This is a genomic window from Pseudoalteromonas sp. MMG033, assembly GCF_057197785.1.
On the sequence record NZ_CM170070.1, the window covers coordinates 7501 to 24758 of the forward strand.

Annotated in this window: 15 protein-coding genes (1 of these 15 running past the window's edge); all 15 read right to left on the minus strand. The window is 41.5% G+C overall.

Annotation, left to right across the window (positions count from 1 at the left end; translation table 11 throughout):
* On the minus strand, window positions 1-405 hold the 5' portion of the coding sequence (locus AC2CZC_RS00030; protein ID WP_484583367.1) for a tetratricopeptide repeat protein. It extends 453 nt beyond the left edge of the window; 405 of the gene's 858 nt are visible here — the first part of the coding sequence; the start codon lies at window positions 403-405; its stop codon lies beyond the left edge, outside the window.
* Window positions 406-481: 76 nt separating this feature from the next.
* The gene (locus tag AC2CZC_RS00035; RefSeq protein ID WP_484583368.1) at window positions 482-2419 is read right to left on the minus strand and encodes a DNA topoisomerase III; all 1938 of its coding nucleotides are present in this window, start codon (window positions 2417-2419) and stop codon (window positions 482-484) included.
* A 137-nt stretch (window positions 2420-2556) separates the two neighbouring features.
* Window positions 2557-4398 (minus strand): methyl-accepting chemotaxis protein, encoded by a 1842-nt coding sequence (locus AC2CZC_RS00040; RefSeq protein WP_484583369.1) that lies wholly within the window; start codon window positions 4396-4398, stop codon window positions 2557-2559.
* Between the two features lie 520 nt (window positions 4399-4918).
* Entirely contained in the window at window positions 4919-5245 is a 327-nt protein-coding gene (locus AC2CZC_RS00045) for a Na+/H+ antiporter subunit G (protein ID WP_284019902.1), read from the minus strand.
* 12 nt (window positions 5246-5257) lie between these two features.
* Complete coding sequence (locus tag AC2CZC_RS00050) at window positions 5258-5527, minus strand: K+/H+ antiporter subunit F (protein ID WP_023397675.1); 270 nt, start codon at window positions 5525-5527, stop codon at window positions 5258-5260.
* Window positions 5521-6057 (minus strand): Na+/H+ antiporter subunit E, encoded by a 537-nt coding sequence (locus AC2CZC_RS00055; RefSeq protein WP_484583370.1) that lies wholly within the window; start codon window positions 6055-6057, stop codon window positions 5521-5523. The genes AC2CZC_RS00050 and AC2CZC_RS00055 overlap by 7 nt, the downstream gene beginning before the upstream one ends.
* Window positions 6058-7569 carry a monovalent cation/H+ antiporter subunit D gene (locus AC2CZC_RS00060; RefSeq protein WP_484583371.1) on the minus strand — a complete coding sequence of 504 codons (1512 nt, stop codon included), beginning with the start codon at window positions 7567-7569 and terminating at the stop codon, window positions 6058-6060.
* Window positions 7566-7937, minus strand: coding sequence for a Na+/H+ antiporter subunit C (locus tag AC2CZC_RS00065; RefSeq protein ID WP_046356586.1), 372 nt, complete (start codon window positions 7935-7937; stop codon window positions 7566-7568). Before AC2CZC_RS00065 ends, AC2CZC_RS00060 begins: the two co-directional genes overlap by 4 nt.
* Window positions 7937-10729 carry a monovalent cation/H+ antiporter subunit A gene (locus AC2CZC_RS00070; protein WP_211036479.1) on the minus strand — a complete coding sequence of 931 codons (2793 nt, stop codon included), beginning with the start codon at window positions 10727-10729 and terminating at the stop codon, window positions 7937-7939. Before AC2CZC_RS00070 ends, AC2CZC_RS00065 begins: the two co-directional genes overlap by 1 nt.
* Window positions 10730-10967: 238 nt before the next feature.
* The gene (locus AC2CZC_RS00075; protein ID WP_484583372.1) at window positions 10968-12140 is read right to left on the minus strand and encodes a hypothetical protein; all 1173 of its coding nucleotides are present in this window, start codon (window positions 12138-12140) and stop codon (window positions 10968-10970) included.
* Complete coding sequence (gene nlpI, locus AC2CZC_RS00080) at window positions 12141-13034, minus strand: lipoprotein NlpI (protein WP_484583373.1); 894 nt, start codon at window positions 13032-13034, stop codon at window positions 12141-12143.
* A gap of 106 nt (window positions 13035-13140) precedes the next feature.
* The gene (pnp, locus tag AC2CZC_RS00085) at window positions 13141-15270 is read right to left on the minus strand and encodes a polyribonucleotide nucleotidyltransferase (RefSeq protein WP_484583374.1); all 2130 of its coding nucleotides are present in this window, start codon (window positions 15268-15270) and stop codon (window positions 13141-13143) included.
* Window positions 15271-15516: 246 nt separating this feature from the next.
* A complete protein-coding gene (gene rpsO, locus AC2CZC_RS00090; protein WP_036975065.1) occupies window positions 15517-15786 on the minus strand; it encodes a 30S ribosomal protein S15 in 270 nt (89 codons plus the stop codon).
* A gap of 103 nt (window positions 15787-15889) precedes the next feature.
* Window positions 15890-16825 carry a tRNA pseudouridine(55) synthase TruB gene (gene truB / locus AC2CZC_RS00095; protein WP_063361754.1) on the minus strand — a complete coding sequence of 312 codons (936 nt, stop codon included), beginning with the start codon at window positions 16823-16825 and terminating at the stop codon, window positions 15890-15892.
* Entirely contained in the window at window positions 16825-17229 is a 405-nt protein-coding gene (gene rbfA, locus AC2CZC_RS00100) for a 30S ribosome-binding factor RbfA (protein WP_063361755.1), read from the minus strand. The genes truB and rbfA overlap by 1 nt, the downstream gene beginning before the upstream one ends.
* Window positions 17230-17258: the final 29 nt, after the last annotated feature.

A 17258-nucleotide genomic window follows, 5' to 3' on the forward strand; every position in this document is an offset into this window, starting at 1 on the left:
AGCATTTAAATCTCCTGCTGTTAATGATTGTTTTGCTTGATCTAGCAAAATCAATTCTGGCGAAGGTAAATGCTCGGTAAGTACTTTCGTAATTTCTTCCTTTGTCTTAGCACCAGCCAAAACATCTACAGGCGAACCTGCCTTTAACACAACTATAGTAGGTAAGGCTTGTAAACCAACTTGCTGCGCTAACTGCCCTGCTAACGCCTGTTGAAGATCACAATCCAATGTCGCAATGGTAATGCTACTTTTATACTGTGTTGCTAATTCGTCCAATATAGCAGCTTGAGCCGCGCAATCAGGGTGCTGAGCACTATAGAAGCTCAATAACACAAGATGATCTGCAGAGGAAGATGATAGTACCTGTTGGATATTTTCAGGCGTTAATGTAATTTTGTTTTCCATAAATGAGGCATTCTTAATTTAGATTCTAATAGCTATATAGTGTCTTGTTTGTACTTTACAAGGTAATTATCGCTAACTATTTACTTTTTCCTTTCGTATATGCTGACTTACGACGGGTTTTACGGTAGCTGCCTTTCTTTTTGAAAGCACTTGTTGTTGAGATCCCTTTTAATGCGTCTGTATTAATTGTTTGAGATAGCCCCACGAGTTCCGATAGCTCATTTTGCAGCGGTAACATAAACTGATTATACGAAGCCGTTTTTTGTGCAATGTTTGTTAATTGCGATTCCCACAGCGCTGTTCTATCAGGCAGTGATAGGTTATTGGGGATTGTGTTAATAAGCCCTCGTCCTAGCTCTGTGGACTTAATAGACTTTCCTTCTCTATTTAAAAAGTTCCTTTTAAATAGAAGCTCTATGATACCTGCTCGTGTAGCTTCGGTTCCTAAGCCGTCTGTTTCTTTCAGCACTTTTTTAATATCGCTGTCTTTTACATAACGTGCAATCCCCGTCATGGCACTTAATAATGTCGCTTCCGTATAAAAGTTTGGGGGTTGTGTATGTTTTTCCATTACTACACCATCATTGCAGTGTAATGGCTCACCAACTTCAAGCATCGGTAGTTGCTTTTTATCCTCTGGCTCTTTTTTATTTGATTGATACAAAACCTTAAAGCCCATATCGATCACCGTATCTGCTTTGGCTATAAACTTACCACCAGAGATCTGTATATGCGCTTTAGTTTGAGAATATAAGTAAGCAGGGTAAAACTGTGCTAAATACTGCCTACAGATCAATCCATAAACTTGCAGCTCATGATGACCCAGCTGCGCTGTTTTTAGTTGTTTCTTTGTTGGTATGATTGCGTGGTGAGCTTCTACTTTTTTATCATTCCAGCATTTACTTTTTAAGCTTAAGTCCGCATTGTTGATATGCGACTCTTTTTCACCCTTGTTGTTAAGCATTGCTGCTAATATGTCATTGCGCTCACTGTAATGATCTTTAGGTAAATATCGGTTATCTGATCTAGGGTAAGTAATTAATTTATGCTTTTCATATAAGGATTGGCAGATATCTAATACTTGCTTGGCTGACATAGCAAATCGCTTATTTGCATCGATTTGCAAAGCTGATAAGTTATATGGCAACGGCGGATTTTGCTTTTTAGGCATTTGCTCCAGTTCAGTTAGGTCTGCCGGTTTATCTTTTATTCTACTCGCTACATTCTCTGCCAGAGATTTCAATAACACCCGCTTTTCTTCATCCATGTAAGGTAAACAAGCCTCACTGGGGATCCACTTAGCTTCAAACTGCTCACCTGTCTGCTTTTGCAGTATTGCTATCACTTCATAAAACGGTTTTGAGACAAAGTTTTCAATTTCTTCATCTCTGCGTACAACCAAACCTAATACAGGCGTTTGTACCCGTCCAACTGATAGCACACCTTGAATACCTGCTTTTTGCCCAGCTAAGGTAAATGCACGAGTCAAATTCATTCCATACAACCAGTCTGCTCTTGCCCTAGCTAACGCAGAGATGCTCAAAGGCATGAACTCAGTGTTAGATTTAGATTGGTTAAGCGCTTTTTTTACTGCACTGGGGTTTAAATCACTTATTAGTACACGCTCAACTGATGATTTTTTTGCTTGTGAAAGTTTAGCCTCTTGGATCACTTCATCAACAAGTAGCTGACCTTCTCTATCTGGGTCTCCAGCGTGGACTAAAACATTCGCCTTTTTTATTAACCGCTTAACAGTAGATAACTGTTTTTTTGTTTTTGGTTTAGCTTTAAATTTCCACTCTGAAGGCACAATGGGTAAATCTTGGATCAGCCACTTTTTATAGCGCTCATCATAATCTTCTGGTTCTGCTTGCTCTAACAGATGGCCAATACACCAAGTAACGCAATCACCATTGCCTAACTCTATAAACCCATCCTGCTTTTTATGGGGTTTTGGTAGTACATCGGCAATTGCTCGCCCAAGTGAAGGTTTTTCTGCGATATAGAGCTTCATAAAATTCATTTACTGTATATAATTACAGTCATTCTAGCCAACTCATTTAAACAAATCTAGGGTATGCAAATAATTGCGTCTTTTTATTAAATAAGAAACTCGCTATTTTTATCAAAAACTGCCCGTACTAGTGGGAGTTATGTCTTCAGCAAATTTAACTGCCCATGTTTTTGCTCGACCAATTGAGTCATCATACTCGCTGCCAGCTCGACCTCGTCAGCAAACTGCGATAACTCACGAGCTGCATCAGCAATACTCGTCGTATTTGTATTAACTTCTTCTGTTACCATGCTTTGCTCTTCAGCAGAAGTTGCTATTTGAGTCACTTCATGGGAGATATTATGTAGTTCCGCCACAAGTCCTTTCATGGTGTTTGCAGCCTCCCGGCTTAAAAGTGTTGCATCACGGCCCTTGTTTACCGTATGTTCAATTATCTCTTCAGACCCTTTAATTTCGCTTTGTAAATTTTCAATCAATTGTGCAATATCATCGGTCGACGCTTGTGTTTTAGAAGCTAAAGAACGTACTTCATCAGCCACTACTGCAAAGCCTCTGCCCTGCTCTCCAGCTCGCGCAGCTTCTGTCGCTGCATTTAATGCCAATAGGTTCGTTTGCTCTGCTATCGCTCTGATCACATCCAAGATTTGTGAAATATCATGACTGCGTTTAGCAACCTTATTAAATGCTGACTGAGCGATTGAAACTTGATACGCAATCTCTTCAACCGTACTCGTTGTCGAAACGATTCTGCGCTCACAGTCATTGACTGTTCTAACCGCTTTATCTGTTGTAGACGCAGCTTGTTCGCAAGCTCTGGCTACTTCATTGGCCGTCGCGCTAAGTTCATTGATCGCTGTCACAACACTATCGATCTCAATATGTTGGTTTGATACTTTATTTTTGATATTTATGGCGGCCTCTGTCGTAACATAAGACTGTTGATATGACTGCTGGGCAAGCCCTTTTAGATCCGCGATCATATGCCTTAATTTATTTGTAAATAGATTAAAGCCGTTCGCCAAAGAGATTAATTCTGCGTGATGCGTAACTTCCAGCTTATGTGTTAGGTCCCCTTCATTGGAGGCAAGATTAGAAACCCGTGATTGGATATATGAAAGAGGTTTAGTGATCGTATTGATCAAGAAGATACTCAAAGCCAAAGCCACTGTGACAATCACTATTCCCAGCATCAACATCCAGATCCCAAGGTCTTCAGTGGACTGATGCAACTGCTTTTCAATCATAAAGGCTGAAGATAAAACTTCTTGCTTTGGGACTTCAATTACTAAAGACCAGACCGTATTTGCCAATTGAATCTTGATTGAACTGGCAACAAAAATGGAGTTGCCAACTTCTTGATAGCCTTTATTCGTATGCAAAGATGTTAGTTGCTCAGCAAGTGCACTTTCTAAAATTTCAGTGAGAGGTTTACCCAAACTATCATGATGATGACTTGCACCGGCAACCAAGCCAAGTTCACTGAGTAATAATACCTTTCCTTGTCCCTGATAAAGCTGACTTGAAAGCTCTTGCACTAATCTCTGTAGATTTGGCAAGTTGACATCCACACCTATAATCCCCTTAAAACGTCCATGTTGTGTAATAGGCACGGTCAGTGATGTCATCAGCATTTCATTGCCTTTGGAAATTTCGTACAGATACGGCTCCATAATGCATGGCAATTTGCTTTCTTTTGCACATAAATACCATTCAGCCTCACGTATACCATAACGATTGAGCGTTTCTGAATATTTTGCTGAGGAGGACATGACGCTATGTTGAGTAAAATACATTTCAAGTGCGCCACTGCCTAAAACCGAGTGCGCAGCATCATTAGTAAAATGCGCATCTTTTTGATCATAGGCATTTTTTTCAAAATGCACATATACAGAAGAAATATCTGGGCTTGATTTCAAGGCACCTTTAAGCATTGATTGAATATCACTACGCTCAATGGGAGCTGTTAATGTCGATTCCAATGCGCCCACCAATGTATTTGGTACACGATACGCGGAGTCTAAAAACGCAGCAATTTTTTTGTGCGTAATAATCTCCTTGAGCAGCCAAGCGGGTATTAATTTCCGATAGAATTACAGATTGTATTTGCTCACTTTGTTTTTTATTTTCATCTTGTAAATGCAACCATGTTGTTATCACGAGCATTGCTATTACTGCCATTATTATCGTAATAACAAAGCACATGAGTTTGTATTTAATTGAGATTTGTCGCATAAATGACCTTGTAATTCTAATTTGACTAACCACAGGTGAGTATAAAAACGCACGAAGAGTGAACTGTTAGAAGTTGGTTCTTTAATTTCTAAAATTGATTATGCTACAGAAATATTAAAGATTAATTGACAATAAGTGTTTAAATCGAAATGTGCAAAAATAAATTAATCTAGATCAACAATTAAATTAGAATATAAATATTTAAGAATCAAATGGTGGGGTAAGAAAGAAAACTGGGTGCCGACACACCCAGCTTAAAATAAGGGCTTAATCTTCTTCTATTTTGTCTTTGCCAGTCGTCTTATCAGTAGAATCAATTCGGTGGTGAATTGCAGACTTAATCAACATATAACCACTGATTGGCGCGGTAATAAGTAAAAACAAAGAAATAAGAATCTCTTTTAAACTAAGCCCATCACCATATTCACTGTAATGTGCCATCGCGGCAAAAAGCAAACATGCCATGCCTAACGTGGTTGCTTTAGTCGGCCCATGAAGGCGCATGAAAAAGTCTGGCATTTTTACCAAACCGATTGAGCCTACTAGTACCAAAACCCCACCCATTAAGAGCAAAACTGAAATTACAATATCCACTTACATGGCCTCCTATTCAATAATATCGCCACGAAGCAGGTATTTACACACGGCAACCGTACTAACAAAGCCAAGTAACGCAATTAACAACGCAGCCTCAAAATACAGCGACGTCCCCATGTTCATTCCATATAAAATAATTAACGCAATGGTATTAATGTACATGGTATCCAGTGCCAAAATTCTGTCTGGCACTGATGGGCCAACGACTAAGCGCCATAAGTTTAACAGTAGCGCCAAACCAATCATGGCAAAAACAATTAAGATGATCGTGTCTAACATTCAAAGATCTCCTTCAAAGGCGCCTCATAACGAGATTTAATGGTATTGATCAACGCCTGCTCATCATCCAAATCTAAAACGTGGATAAGTAAGTATTTTTGACAATCCGGTGCTTCACCCTCAATTGTCTCTGGCCAAGGGTATACCTCAGCACTAACAGTACCTGGCGTTAACGATACCGTGCTCGCTAGAATAGTAATAGGCATAGCCTCATTTAAATCTAGCGGCACTTTTACAAAACCCGGCTTCAACTTTTTAGTCGGACCTAAAATCTTAATCGCAACTTCAATATTTGCAGTCAAGATATCATACAAAACCAACATTAAATGGCTCAGCGCTCTAAACGGTCTCACCACCAAAGGTTGCTTCGTTCTAAAAGGGTGTGTGATCAATGGGATCACAATCGCCAAGATTAAGCCTAATATAACATGACCAAGGGCAACTGTATTATTGAGCAATAGCCATACCGAAAATAGCAGTAAACTTCTAAACGGAGTAGGCAACCATTTGTATTTTGCTTCTAATCTCATTTACTTGCCTCCTAATACATGTTGGATAAGGCCGTAAAAGTTGTGCAGTTCAACTGCTGCAAACTGGGCATAGTCAGTAACTGAGCCTGCAAAAATAACCATCAATGGAGACGCCGCAACCAACATCAACACAGCAACCATCTGCACAGGGTGTGCCTTTTCTTCGGTATTCGCTTCACCTTTTCCGGTGTGATGCCAAAAAACAGTACTACCAGCTTTTGATACAGAAACCAATACAGCAAGACTGGCAATTAAGTAAATTGGCCAGAACCAATGTCCGTGTGCTGACTCCAGCGTAGATTCTAAGATCCAAACCTTACCAATAAAACCTGACAATGGAGGCATGCCAATGACGGTTACTGCCGCAAAAATAAATGCACCACCAAGAAACAACGGCTGCGCTACAGGACGACCCGCTGTTATACGGTCGCTCACTTTACCTCTTTGCTTACCCACTAAATCAGCAATTAAGAATAAAGCTGCTGAAACAAGTGTTGAATGCACTAAGTAATAAATTGCTGCGGCGCTGCTATCAACTGTTTGTGCGGCAACAAGCGCCACCAATGTACCAACAGAAACAACTACTAAGTTTGCAACCATCTTGCGAAGATCTTGGCTTGCAAGCACACCGATTGCGCCCATTACGATAGTTGCCAGCGCAAGCCACCACAACCAATGTTGTGCCATATGGCTCAACTCTCCTGCTTGCTCACCAAAAATTAAGGTGTAAACGCGCATCATTGAATACACACCAACCTTAGTCATGATAGCAAACAAGGCAGCAACAACTGGCATTGCTGTCGAGTAAGTATTTGGTAACCACAAATGAAGCGGTAATAAAGCACCTTTTAGAGCAAATACGACCAGCAACAACAAGCCACCTATTTTAGCCAGATATACGTCATCGCCTTGTAATTCCATCACGCGTGTTGCCATATCGGCCATATTTAATGTACCCAAAGTACCGTATAAAATACCGAGGGCAATTAGAAACACAGATGAACCAACCAAGTTTAAAATAACATATTGCAATGCTGCACGGGTATTGCGTTTATCGCCACCATGCATCAGCAATGAATAGGATGCAATCAACAATACTTCAAAGAAAACAAATAGGTTGAATGCGTCTCCTGTCAAGAAGGCACCGTTCACACCTAAAATTAAGAAGTGTAAAAGTGGGTGGAAAAAACTACCTTGCTCGTCATCACCAGCACAGCTGTAAAGCGCACAAACTAAGCCTAAAAACGACGTAAGCGAGACCAGTAAAGTCGAGATAGGATCCGCAACCAACACAATACCAAATGGCGCTGACCAATCACCAATAGCGTACACTTGCGTCCCATTTACTTTTACATAAGCGAGCAACGACACAGATACCACTGTCGTTATCAAGCCCATCAAAACAGAGACGTAACGCCTAATTTTTAAATTTTTTCCACATGGCGGCATCAGCATAAGCACTGCCGCCAACATAGGTAGTAAAACAGGTAAAGAAGTTAAATGTTGACTCATGCTTTACCCTGCTCCTTTACCTGACGAGAATTCGTTTTTGATTTATCAGGTACTACCCCATTGACGTGATCATTACCTAAATCAGCACGACCACGGATCGCTAAAATCACAACAAATGCAGTCATCGCAAAGCCAATTACGATGGCTGTTAAAACTAATGCCTGTGGCAGCGGATCGGCATAACTTTCGCTGTAACCAAGCACAGCCGCTTGGTTCATTGACAAACGTCCTGATGCAAATAAAAACAAATTAACTGCGTACGAGAGCATGGTTAAACCAAGTACAACCGGGAACGTTCTTGCACGTAAAATCAAAAATACACCGCAGGCCACTAATAGGCCCACGCATGAAGAATACAAAAGCTCCATTAAATATTCACCTCTTCTTTGGGTGCATTTGCAGTCACTTTACCAAGACTTGCTAGTATCATCAGCGTTGCGCCTACAACGGTGATGTAAACACCTAAATCAAATACTAATGCACTGGCAAGCTCAATCTCACCAATCAATGGAATATCAAAATAATCAAACCACGTAGTCAAGAATGGACGTCCAAATGCCCAACTACCTAAACCAGATAACATCGCTATCGCAATACCTGAAGCGATAATCTTTCTGTAGTTCAAGGTAAAGCGCTCTGCTATCCAATTTGAACCATGTGCAATGTATTGCAAAATAAAGGCAATTGCTGTGACTAGACCTGCGATAAAGCCACCACCAGGTAGATTATGCCCTCTCAGGAAAATATAGAATGACACTAACAGCGCGAGTGGTAACAAGCTTTGAGAAATTGAAGCCAATAGAAGCGGATAACGCTCTTTCGCCCAAGGTCTACCCTCAGAGTCACTGCCTGGCATAAACAATGGTAAATGAATAATCAGTTTGTATATACCCAGAGCTGCAATCCCCAATACAACGATTTCACCAAGCGTATCAAAGCCCCTGAAGTCAACTAGGATAACGTTTACGACATTAGTACCACCGCCGCCCGTTTTCGCGTTAGCAACGAAGAAATCAGAGATAGAAGTCAAAGGTCGTGTGATCAAGGCATAACAGATGCTACCAATAATGACACCTATCGCTGATGCGATCCCCAAGTCCCTCAACGTTCTAATCGAGCTAGACTCTTTTGGCGTTTTCTGCGGTAAGAAGAACAAAGCTAGCATCAATAGAATAATGGTCACCACTTCAACCGTTAACTGTGTTAACGCAAGATCTGGTGCAGAGAAGCGCGTAAAGGCGACAGATACCATCAAACCTACAACTGAAATCATAAGCAACGCAACCATACGTGTACGGTGCCAAATCACAGTGCTAATCGCACCAATCATTAACAGTCCTGCGCCAATGCCATTATGAATGTCGACAGGTGTAAGTGTATTCTCACCCACTAATTGGCTCATCTCAAATAAAGGCCAACCTGCGCTGACAAGCACAACCAACAGCATCAGCATTAAATAACGCTGCAATGAGCCATTTTCAATAGCACTGATTTTGTTTTGACTCCAGATCACCACAGAATGCATGGTCTTCTCAAAACCTTTTTTGGCATTAATTGGTGGTAGAGATGCTTGGAATTGGAATAGGTATTTGCGCTGAGTATATATCAGTAAACCACCACAAACAGCAATTGCACTCATTAGCAGAGGTAAGTTCAAGCCATGCCAAATTGCGATGTAGAACTCAGGCGGCTCACCACCTAAAACAGCGCCAGAAGCCAGTCTTAAAATTCCGTCGACAATAAAGTTCGGGAACATGCCCACAATCAAACATAGCGCCACCAATATCTCAATAGGTACTCGCATATAACGCGGTGCTTCATGAGGCTCTTTTGGTAAATCAACCGGATCGCCATTAAAGAAAACATCGTGAATGAATCGCGCAGAATAAGCCACAGAGAAAGCAGCAGCAATGGTTGCTAAAATAGGGATAAGCCATGACATTGAACCCAGTAACTGCTGGTGCAATGTTTCTGCAAAAAACATTTCTTTCGACAAGAAACCGTTTAACAGCGGAACACCGGCCATCGATGCAGCTGCGACCATCGCCAAGGTAGCGGTATACGGCATAAAGCGCCACATACCATTGAGCTTACGCATGTCTCGGGTGCCAGTTTCATGATCAATGATGCCGGTCGCCATGAAGAGCGATGCCTTGAACGTAGCATGATTTATGATATGGAAAATAGCCGCTACTGTAGCAAGCTCGGTATCCAAGCCCAGTAGCAGGGTGATAAGACCAAGGTGACTGATAGTCGAAAATGCCAGTAGACCCTTTAAGTCATGCTTAAATAAAGCGATGTACGCACCGACAAGCAGCGTGATAAGGCCTGTCAAACCCACTAAGATGAACCAAATTTCTGTGCCCGCCAAAGCTGGGTAAAAACGCGCAAGTAAGAAAATACCCGCTTTAACCATAGTTGCCGAGTGTAAGTAAGCACTGACAGGCGTTGGCGCAGCCATAGCGTGCGGTAGCCAGAAATGGAAAGGAAACTGAGCGGATTTAGTGAATGCGCCTAATAAGACAAGTACTAATGCCACTTCATATAAATCATGAGATTGGATAAGCTCACGACTAGCCAGAATAATGTCTAAATCGTAACTTCCAACGATATTACCGAGTAATAGTAAACCAGCCAATAATGCTAAACCGCCGCCACCAGTAATTGCCAGCGCCATTTTTGCGCCTTTACGCGCTTCTGATTTATGCCACCAATAGCTTATCAGCAAAAATGAACTGATACTGGTTAGTTCCCAAAATACCCATAATTGTAAGACGTTGTTAGACATTACAATGCCTAGCATGGCTGTCATGAATAACATTAAATAAGCATAAAGCTTGGGCATTGAGTCATTTTCACTCAGGTAATAGCGTGCATAGAAAATAACTAATATGCCAATACCTAAGATCATAAATACGAATAAAAGTGCCAATCCATCCAAACGGAAAGACACGTCAAGATCGAGTATTGGTACCCAATCTAACGTTGCGCGAACAGCTTCCCCAGCAAACACTGCGGGAGCTAAATCAATGGCTAATAAAAGAGCCACAGTAGGTGCAATCAAGGTGATTGCAGTAGACTGATTGCGAGAGAGCTTACCAGTTAACGATGAGAGTAAACTACCTAACAAGGATATCAATGGTATCCAAAGCAAAGTCATAAAGAAGCCTTATATCTTCGATGCCGTTCATCACTATTAAATGCACGTTATGATTACGTCATGGCGATCGTGTTCTGTTTATTTTTTACGTGCATTTTTATCACACATAACGTCTACCAGTTATACTTTATTAGTGTTTGACTTGTCTAGGGTTTCACGTACTGGCTGTTTAAATTGTAGACAAGATTAACAAACAATTCAGATCCTGTTCATAAAAGGTACGCTCATTTAACTCAGATCAATGCTTGGCATTTAGCTCATTGAGATAAACTTGATAATCGCTGGGCACTGATAAAGTTTTATTTAATGACTTTAACCATAATCCTAAATAATGGTTTGACAAGTGAATTTCGTGATATTGCATTTTTGATGCGATATGTTGCGGTTTGAAAGACTGTAGCTGCCCAAACTTACATGTTTCGCTCTTATACCATCCTTTTGGGGCATTTGTACCAACATATAAATTGGGGGCTTTATAGCCTGATGTTTTACATAGCCAATCAGCCTTTGCTTGAGGCACTGGATACTCATCTTCAAAATGAGCGAAATGCATCATTTCGTGTACAAACAGCTCATATTGACTCTTATCATGAAGCCTCATCACACCGTTATATACATTTGCCAAGCCTTGTTTATTTGTCATGATCACTAAATGTCTGGCTTGTCGCACTGATGATTCTTGAATTAGCTGATCAATATTGCATTGGATGAAGTTAGATTCTCTTCCTGAGCACAGTGTCAGGTCTCCAACATACAAAGGATCTGATAAGCAATAAGGAAGCAGTTTAGACAATTTGCTTTGATTGTACTGTGTACTTAGACGTTTGAGCTGCTTTACACCAGATAAGGTCTCTGCAAATAACATAATAGAATGTTTACAACTGGCGGTTGGAGTATGCCAACCAAATACGGACACACCTAAAGTATCAACACTGGCCTTATTCAAGGTGCTTATCGAGTTGCCAACTTCAAGAGCATATACAGAAGCATAAGGCTCTACAACCTCTAGCTGATCAAATATACGTGCCATAAGTGCATACTCTCCTTGCTCTTCTAATAGCTCTAACAACCGAATACGTGTTGATGATGTGCTATGATGCCAATATTTTTCGATTAAAAGCCACGCTTGCCCATAATGGCTATTTGCTACAAGTCTAATAGCCCATTCAAAAGCAAAAATAGGATAGCCAGTGCGCCTTAGAGATTGAACTTGTTCGTCAGTGAGTTGCTCTGGGATTTGCTTGAGTCGCAAATAAGCATAGTTTGAGTGGTTAAAGTTTTGCGCGGCACGGGTAACGAGTATATTCAGTTCGGAGCCTTTCATATCGGCCAAACTTGCTATATGTTGGCTGCTACTCGGAACAGCCATCAACAAAAAGACAATACCAAGTAGGTACTGACGTAGCATCACTTAGCTAGCACTTGCTTTTAGTAATGCTTCTCGTAACAGGCGAAGCTCTAATTTAGCATATTTATGTTCGACAAATTCATATACATTGGTTGCCAAAGTTAACCTAAAATACTCCGCAGCTTTCACATAACTACCTGTACTCAAGTGCTTTTTCGCTATATAAAAATATGCTTCGCAGAGTCTTTCAGCATACTCTTTTTGAGTTTTCACCCCCACTGTGATGCCATCTAAGAATTGCTCTTCACTTATCTCATTTAAGTAAAACTGCACAATTTGAGTTGACCAAGCTTCATGATTGAGTTGCTGACTGTTGGTTTTTAATTGCGCTTGCGCAGTAATTGGGTCTACAGAACTATGTGCTATATATAGCCATAGCATTCTGTATGCATCATCTGGTGAGCTTGATAAAAAGCGCTCAAAATCAGTGACCGCTATCTCTTTTCTGCCGCCATAATACAATGCAATGCCGCGATTTAAATAGGCATATTCATAGCTTTCATCTAATTCAAGCACCGAGCCAAAACTTTCGTAGGCCTCACTGAATTCCTGGCGCAATGTATGGTGTATGCCAATAAAGTTATATGTTTCAGCAAGATCTGGTCTGAGCTTCAGTGCACGATTGAAATCTATTTGTGCCAATTGCGCTAAACCTAAACTGTCATATAACTTGCCGCGTATATGGTATAACTCAGCTCTTTGATTACGAGTAAGCTCTGCGCTATTTAATAATTCACTATATCGGGCAACTTCGATTTGAGCACGAGGGTTAGGTTGCATTGGCTCGGTGAAAGGGATTGGCAGCAGTGGTTGCAGTTTATCTTCAACATTCGCCTGCTGAGTGCTTTGGCAGCCCAATAAGCTCAATCCAAGCAAAGGTAATAGTAAAAATCTCAAGGTATATCCCTCTTTGGGCCAGATAATTATAGTGTCAGCCATTAAAGCACAAAAAAAGGGGCCATTCAGCCCCTTTTAACGAAACTTATTGTTTCTTTACATAAAATTACTCACCTTTTGGTGCTTGCTCTGCAGCAGGCTCCGATGGCTCAAGTGCTTCTTTAATACTTAGACGTACACGGCCTTGGCGGTCTACTTCTAGTACTTTAACTTTAACTTCTTGGCCTACCTTCAGGTGGTCAGATACGTTATTTACACGCTCTTTGCTGATTTGAGAAATGTGTACAAGGCCATCTTTACCTGGTAGTACATTTACAAACGCACCAAAGTCAACGATACGGTTTACTTTACCATTGTAGATAGTGCCAACTTCTAGTTCAGCTGTCAGTGCTTCAATACGTGCAATCGCTTCTTTAGCGCTGTTGCCATTAGTTGCAGCAATCTTAACAGTACCGTCATCTTCGATTTCGATAGTTGTGTCAGTTTCTTCTGTTAGCTGACGAATTGTTGCACCACCTTTACCGATTACGTCTGCAATCTTCTTCGGTGGAATGTTCATCGTGTAAATACGCGGAGCGAATTCAGATAGCTCTTGTGAAGGTGCAGCAATTGCTTGGTCCATCACGCTAAGGATATGCATACGGGCCGCTTTAGCTTGTTTAAGTGCGATCTGCATGATTTCTTTCGTGATACCTTCAATCTTGATATCCATCTGAAGTGCAGTAACACCAGCGCTGCTACCTGCTACTTTAAAGTCCATGTCACCTAGGTGGTCTTCATCACCTAAGATATCAGAAAGAACAACGAACTCTTCGCCTTCTTTAACTAGACCCATTGCGATACCAGCAACAGAAGCTTTAACAGGTACACCTGCGTCCATCAGAGCCAAAGAAGTACCACATACAGATGCCATTGAAGATGAACCATTTGACTCCGTGATTTCAGATACAACACGCACTGAGTAAGGGAATTCTTCTAAGCTTGGCATTACAGCTTGAACACCACGCTTTGCAAGGTTACCGTGGCCGATTTCACGACGCTTTGGAGAACCGATGAAACCAGTTTCACCTACACAGAATGGAGGGAAGTTATAGTGAAGCATGAAGTGGTGCTTGTGAGTACCAACTAGGTCATCCATCATCTGCGCGTCACGCTCAGTACCTAAAGTAGCAGTAACTAATGCCTGAGTTTCACCACGTGTGAAGATTGATGAACCGTGTGTACGTGGCAATACGCCAGTCATTACGTCAAGTGCACGTACCATATCTGGTTCACGGCCATCGATACGTTTCTCACCTGCAATGATACGACCACGAACAATTTTCTTCTCTAGAGAGCTGAATAGCTTGCCAACTTCTTGCTCGTCTAGCTCTTCGCCTTCGCCAAGCTCAGCAGTTAGCTTTTCAATTACTTCTGTTTTTGCTTCAGATAGTGACTCTTTACGTGCTACTTTGTCAGTAATAAGGTAAGCCGTGCCTACTTTTTCTTCTGCAATTGCAGCTACTTTGTCTGCTAGTGCTACGTTTTTCTCAGGTGCAGTCCAATCCCAAGCAGGTTTGCCAGCTTCAGCCTTGAACTCTTCAATTGCTTTGATGATAGCTTGAGACTGATCGTGACCGTATACAACAGCACCTAACATCTCTTCTTCAGTTAAGATTTCAGCTTCTGATTCAACCATCAGTACTGCATTTTCAGTACCTGCTACCACTAGGTCTAGCTTACTTTCAGCTAACTCAGTTACAGTTGGGTTAAGTACGTATTGACCATTGATGTAACCAACACGCGCCGCACCGATAGGACCATTGAATGGTACACCAGAAATTGCTAGTGCTGCAGAAGTACCGATCAACGCAACCATATCAGGCTGAATTTCAGGATCTGAAGAAACAACTGTCGCGATAACTTGAACTTCGTTCACGAAACCGTCTGGGAATAGTGGACGAATTGGACGGTCAATTAGACGCGCTGTTAGTGTTTCTGAATCAGAAGGACGACCTTCACGCTTCAAGAAACCGCCTGGGATACGACCAGCTGCGTACATTTTTTCTTGGTAGTTAACCGTCAGAGGGAAGAAGTCCTGACCAGGCGCTGCTTCACGCTTACCAACAACAGTCACTAGTACTGATGTGTCACCGATGCTTGCTAAAACCGCACCGTCAGCCTGACGTGCGATTGCACCTGTTTCCAGAGTCACTGTGTGTTGACCTAACTGGAATTCTTTAATTATTGCTTGCACAAAAATATTCCTTAAAAAATATATTAAAACGCCAACAACAACCAATTACAGTCTTAAATAGAACAACCAAAAATTTACTGGCTACTCATAGAGTTCTACTTAAGCACTACAATTGGCAGAAGTATCGGCGCTTGCTCAGCACTATGCATGAGCGAGGGTAAGTATACTGCTAGTACACGCACAAAAAAAGGGGCGAATTCGCCCCTTTTTTATTGTCGGATAAAAATCCAACAACTCATCAAATTCTTAGCGACGTAGGCCAAGCTCTTTGATCAACGCAGCGTAACGCTCAACGTTCTTACCTTTAAGGTAGTCAAGAAGGTTACGACGTTGGCTAACTTTACGTAGTAGACCACGACGAGAGTGGAAGTCGTGTTTGTGGTCAGCAAAGTGGCCTTGTAGTTTGTTGATATCAGCAGTTAGAAGTGCAACTTGAACTTCTGGAGAACCAGTGTCGCCTTCTGCGCGTGCGAATTTTGCTACGATTTCTGCTTTTTCTTTGTTGCTTAGTGACATAATAAACTCCAATTTAAATAAATTTAATGCTTCAGCCGATCACTAATTCAGCCAAAGCGACAAAGCGGCGGCATTGTAACAGTAATTAATGCCGCTGACAAAGCTATTGTGCGCTAGATAGTGCTCTTTTTGCTTTTAGATGGCCATGCTTATTACGTTCGCCAATACCGATAAACGTATCTTCAGCCATTACCTTTATTACGCCTTCAGGTACTTCACCTACCACCACAGTTTGCCCATGGCTAAAAGCAACGCCTTGCTCTTTGGTTAAAGTAATCGTCGGTAAGTCAACCAGTGCAGTATCCATCGGAAGCAGTAGCTCATCAATATATGTCGATGGCTCAATACCATCCGCTTTAGCCTGTTGTAACTTTTCTTCTAACGCTTCAATAGTGATCATCTTTTCTGCTGGGTAGTGACCAACACCACTGCGATGAAGCATGATCACATGTGCACCACAGCCAAGCTTTTCACCCAGATCGTCAACAATAGTGCGAATATAAGTACCCTTTGAAACGTGCACGGTCATCTGGATCTGTTGACTGTCAGCATCGTACTCATCAAGCGTGATGCTATATACGTTTATTTTTCTGCACTTACGCGGCACTTCAATGCCTTCACGTGCATACTTATATAATGGCTGGCCTTGATATTTGAGCGCAGAATACATCGAAGGATATTGATCAGACTCACCTAAAAAGCTAGCAACTTCCTGCTCTAATTGCTGTTGCGTAATTTCAACAGGGCGTGTTTCAACGATTTCCCCATCTGAGTCTGACGTCGTTGTACGTTCACCTAATTGTGCACGCACAACATAAGTTTTATCAGTATCTAATAGAAACTGCGTAAACTTTGTCGCTTCACCAAAGCAGATTGGCAGCATACCTGTTGCCAGTGGATCTAACGCACCAGTGTGACCCGCTTTTTGTGCAAAGTAGATGCCTTTAGCCTGTTGCAAAGCTTTGTTAGATGAGATCCCCTGTGGCTTGTGTAAAAGTACAATGCCATCAACCGGGCGACCTTTACTACGACGGGCCATTACTCTTCACCACCTTCAACTGAATCCGTATCTTCACCGCGCTTTTCTTTGTCAGTGCGGATCACTTCATCAACCAAGTTAGAAATACGCATCCCTTCCATTAGTGAGTTATCAAGTACAAATCGTAACTCTGGCATAATACGTGCGCGGATACGTTTACCAAGCAATGAACGGATATAGCCCGTTGCATCATTCAGAATTGCTAGGTTTTGCTTCGTATCCTCATCACTTTTACTGCTTAAAACAGTTACGAAGATTTTTGCGTAGGATAAATCACGAGATACTTCAACTGCTGATACAGTCACCATACCTAATCTTGGATCTTTAATTTCTCGTTGCAAAATAACCGCAATTTCTTTTTGAATTTGCTGTGCAACGCGATCCGTACGAGAAAATTCTCTCATTGTCACCACTTATATAAACTATTGATTTT

Excerpts from the sequence above, each read along its gene's own strand:
- AC2CZC_RS00035 (WP_484583368.1), bottom strand. The coding sequence starts at position 2,419 with ATGAAGCTCTATATCGCAGAAAAACCTTCACTTGGGCGAGCAATTGCC.
- AC2CZC_RS00050 (WP_023397675.1), bottom strand. The coding sequence starts at position 5,527 with ATGTTAGACACGATCATCTTAATTGTTTTTGCCATGATTGGTTTGGCG.
- AC2CZC_RS00055 (WP_484583370.1), bottom strand. The coding sequence starts at position 6,057 with ATGAGATTAGAAGCAAAATACAAATGGTTGCCTACTCCGTTTAGAAGT.
- AC2CZC_RS00060 (WP_484583371.1), bottom strand. The coding sequence starts at position 7,569 with ATGAGTCAACATTTAACTTCTTTACCTGTTTTACTACCTATGTTGGCG.
- AC2CZC_RS00065 (WP_046356586.1), bottom strand. The coding sequence starts at position 7,937 with ATGGAGCTTTTGTATTCTTCATGCGTGGGCCTATTAGTGGCCTGCGGT.
- AC2CZC_RS00070 (WP_211036479.1), bottom strand. The coding sequence starts at position 10,729 with ATGACTTTGCTTTGGATACCATTGATATCCTTGTTAGGTAGTTTACTC.
- rpsO (WP_036975065.1), bottom strand. The coding sequence starts at position 15,786 with ATGTCACTAAGCAACAAAGAAAAAGCAGAAATCGTAGCAAAATTCGCA.
- truB (WP_063361754.1), bottom strand. The coding sequence starts at position 16,825 with ATGGCCCGTCGTAGTAAAGGTCGCCCGGTTGATGGCATTGTACTTTTA.
- rbfA (WP_063361755.1), bottom strand. The coding sequence starts at position 17,229 with ATGAGAGAATTTTCTCGTACGGATCGCGTTGCACAGCAAATTCAAAAA.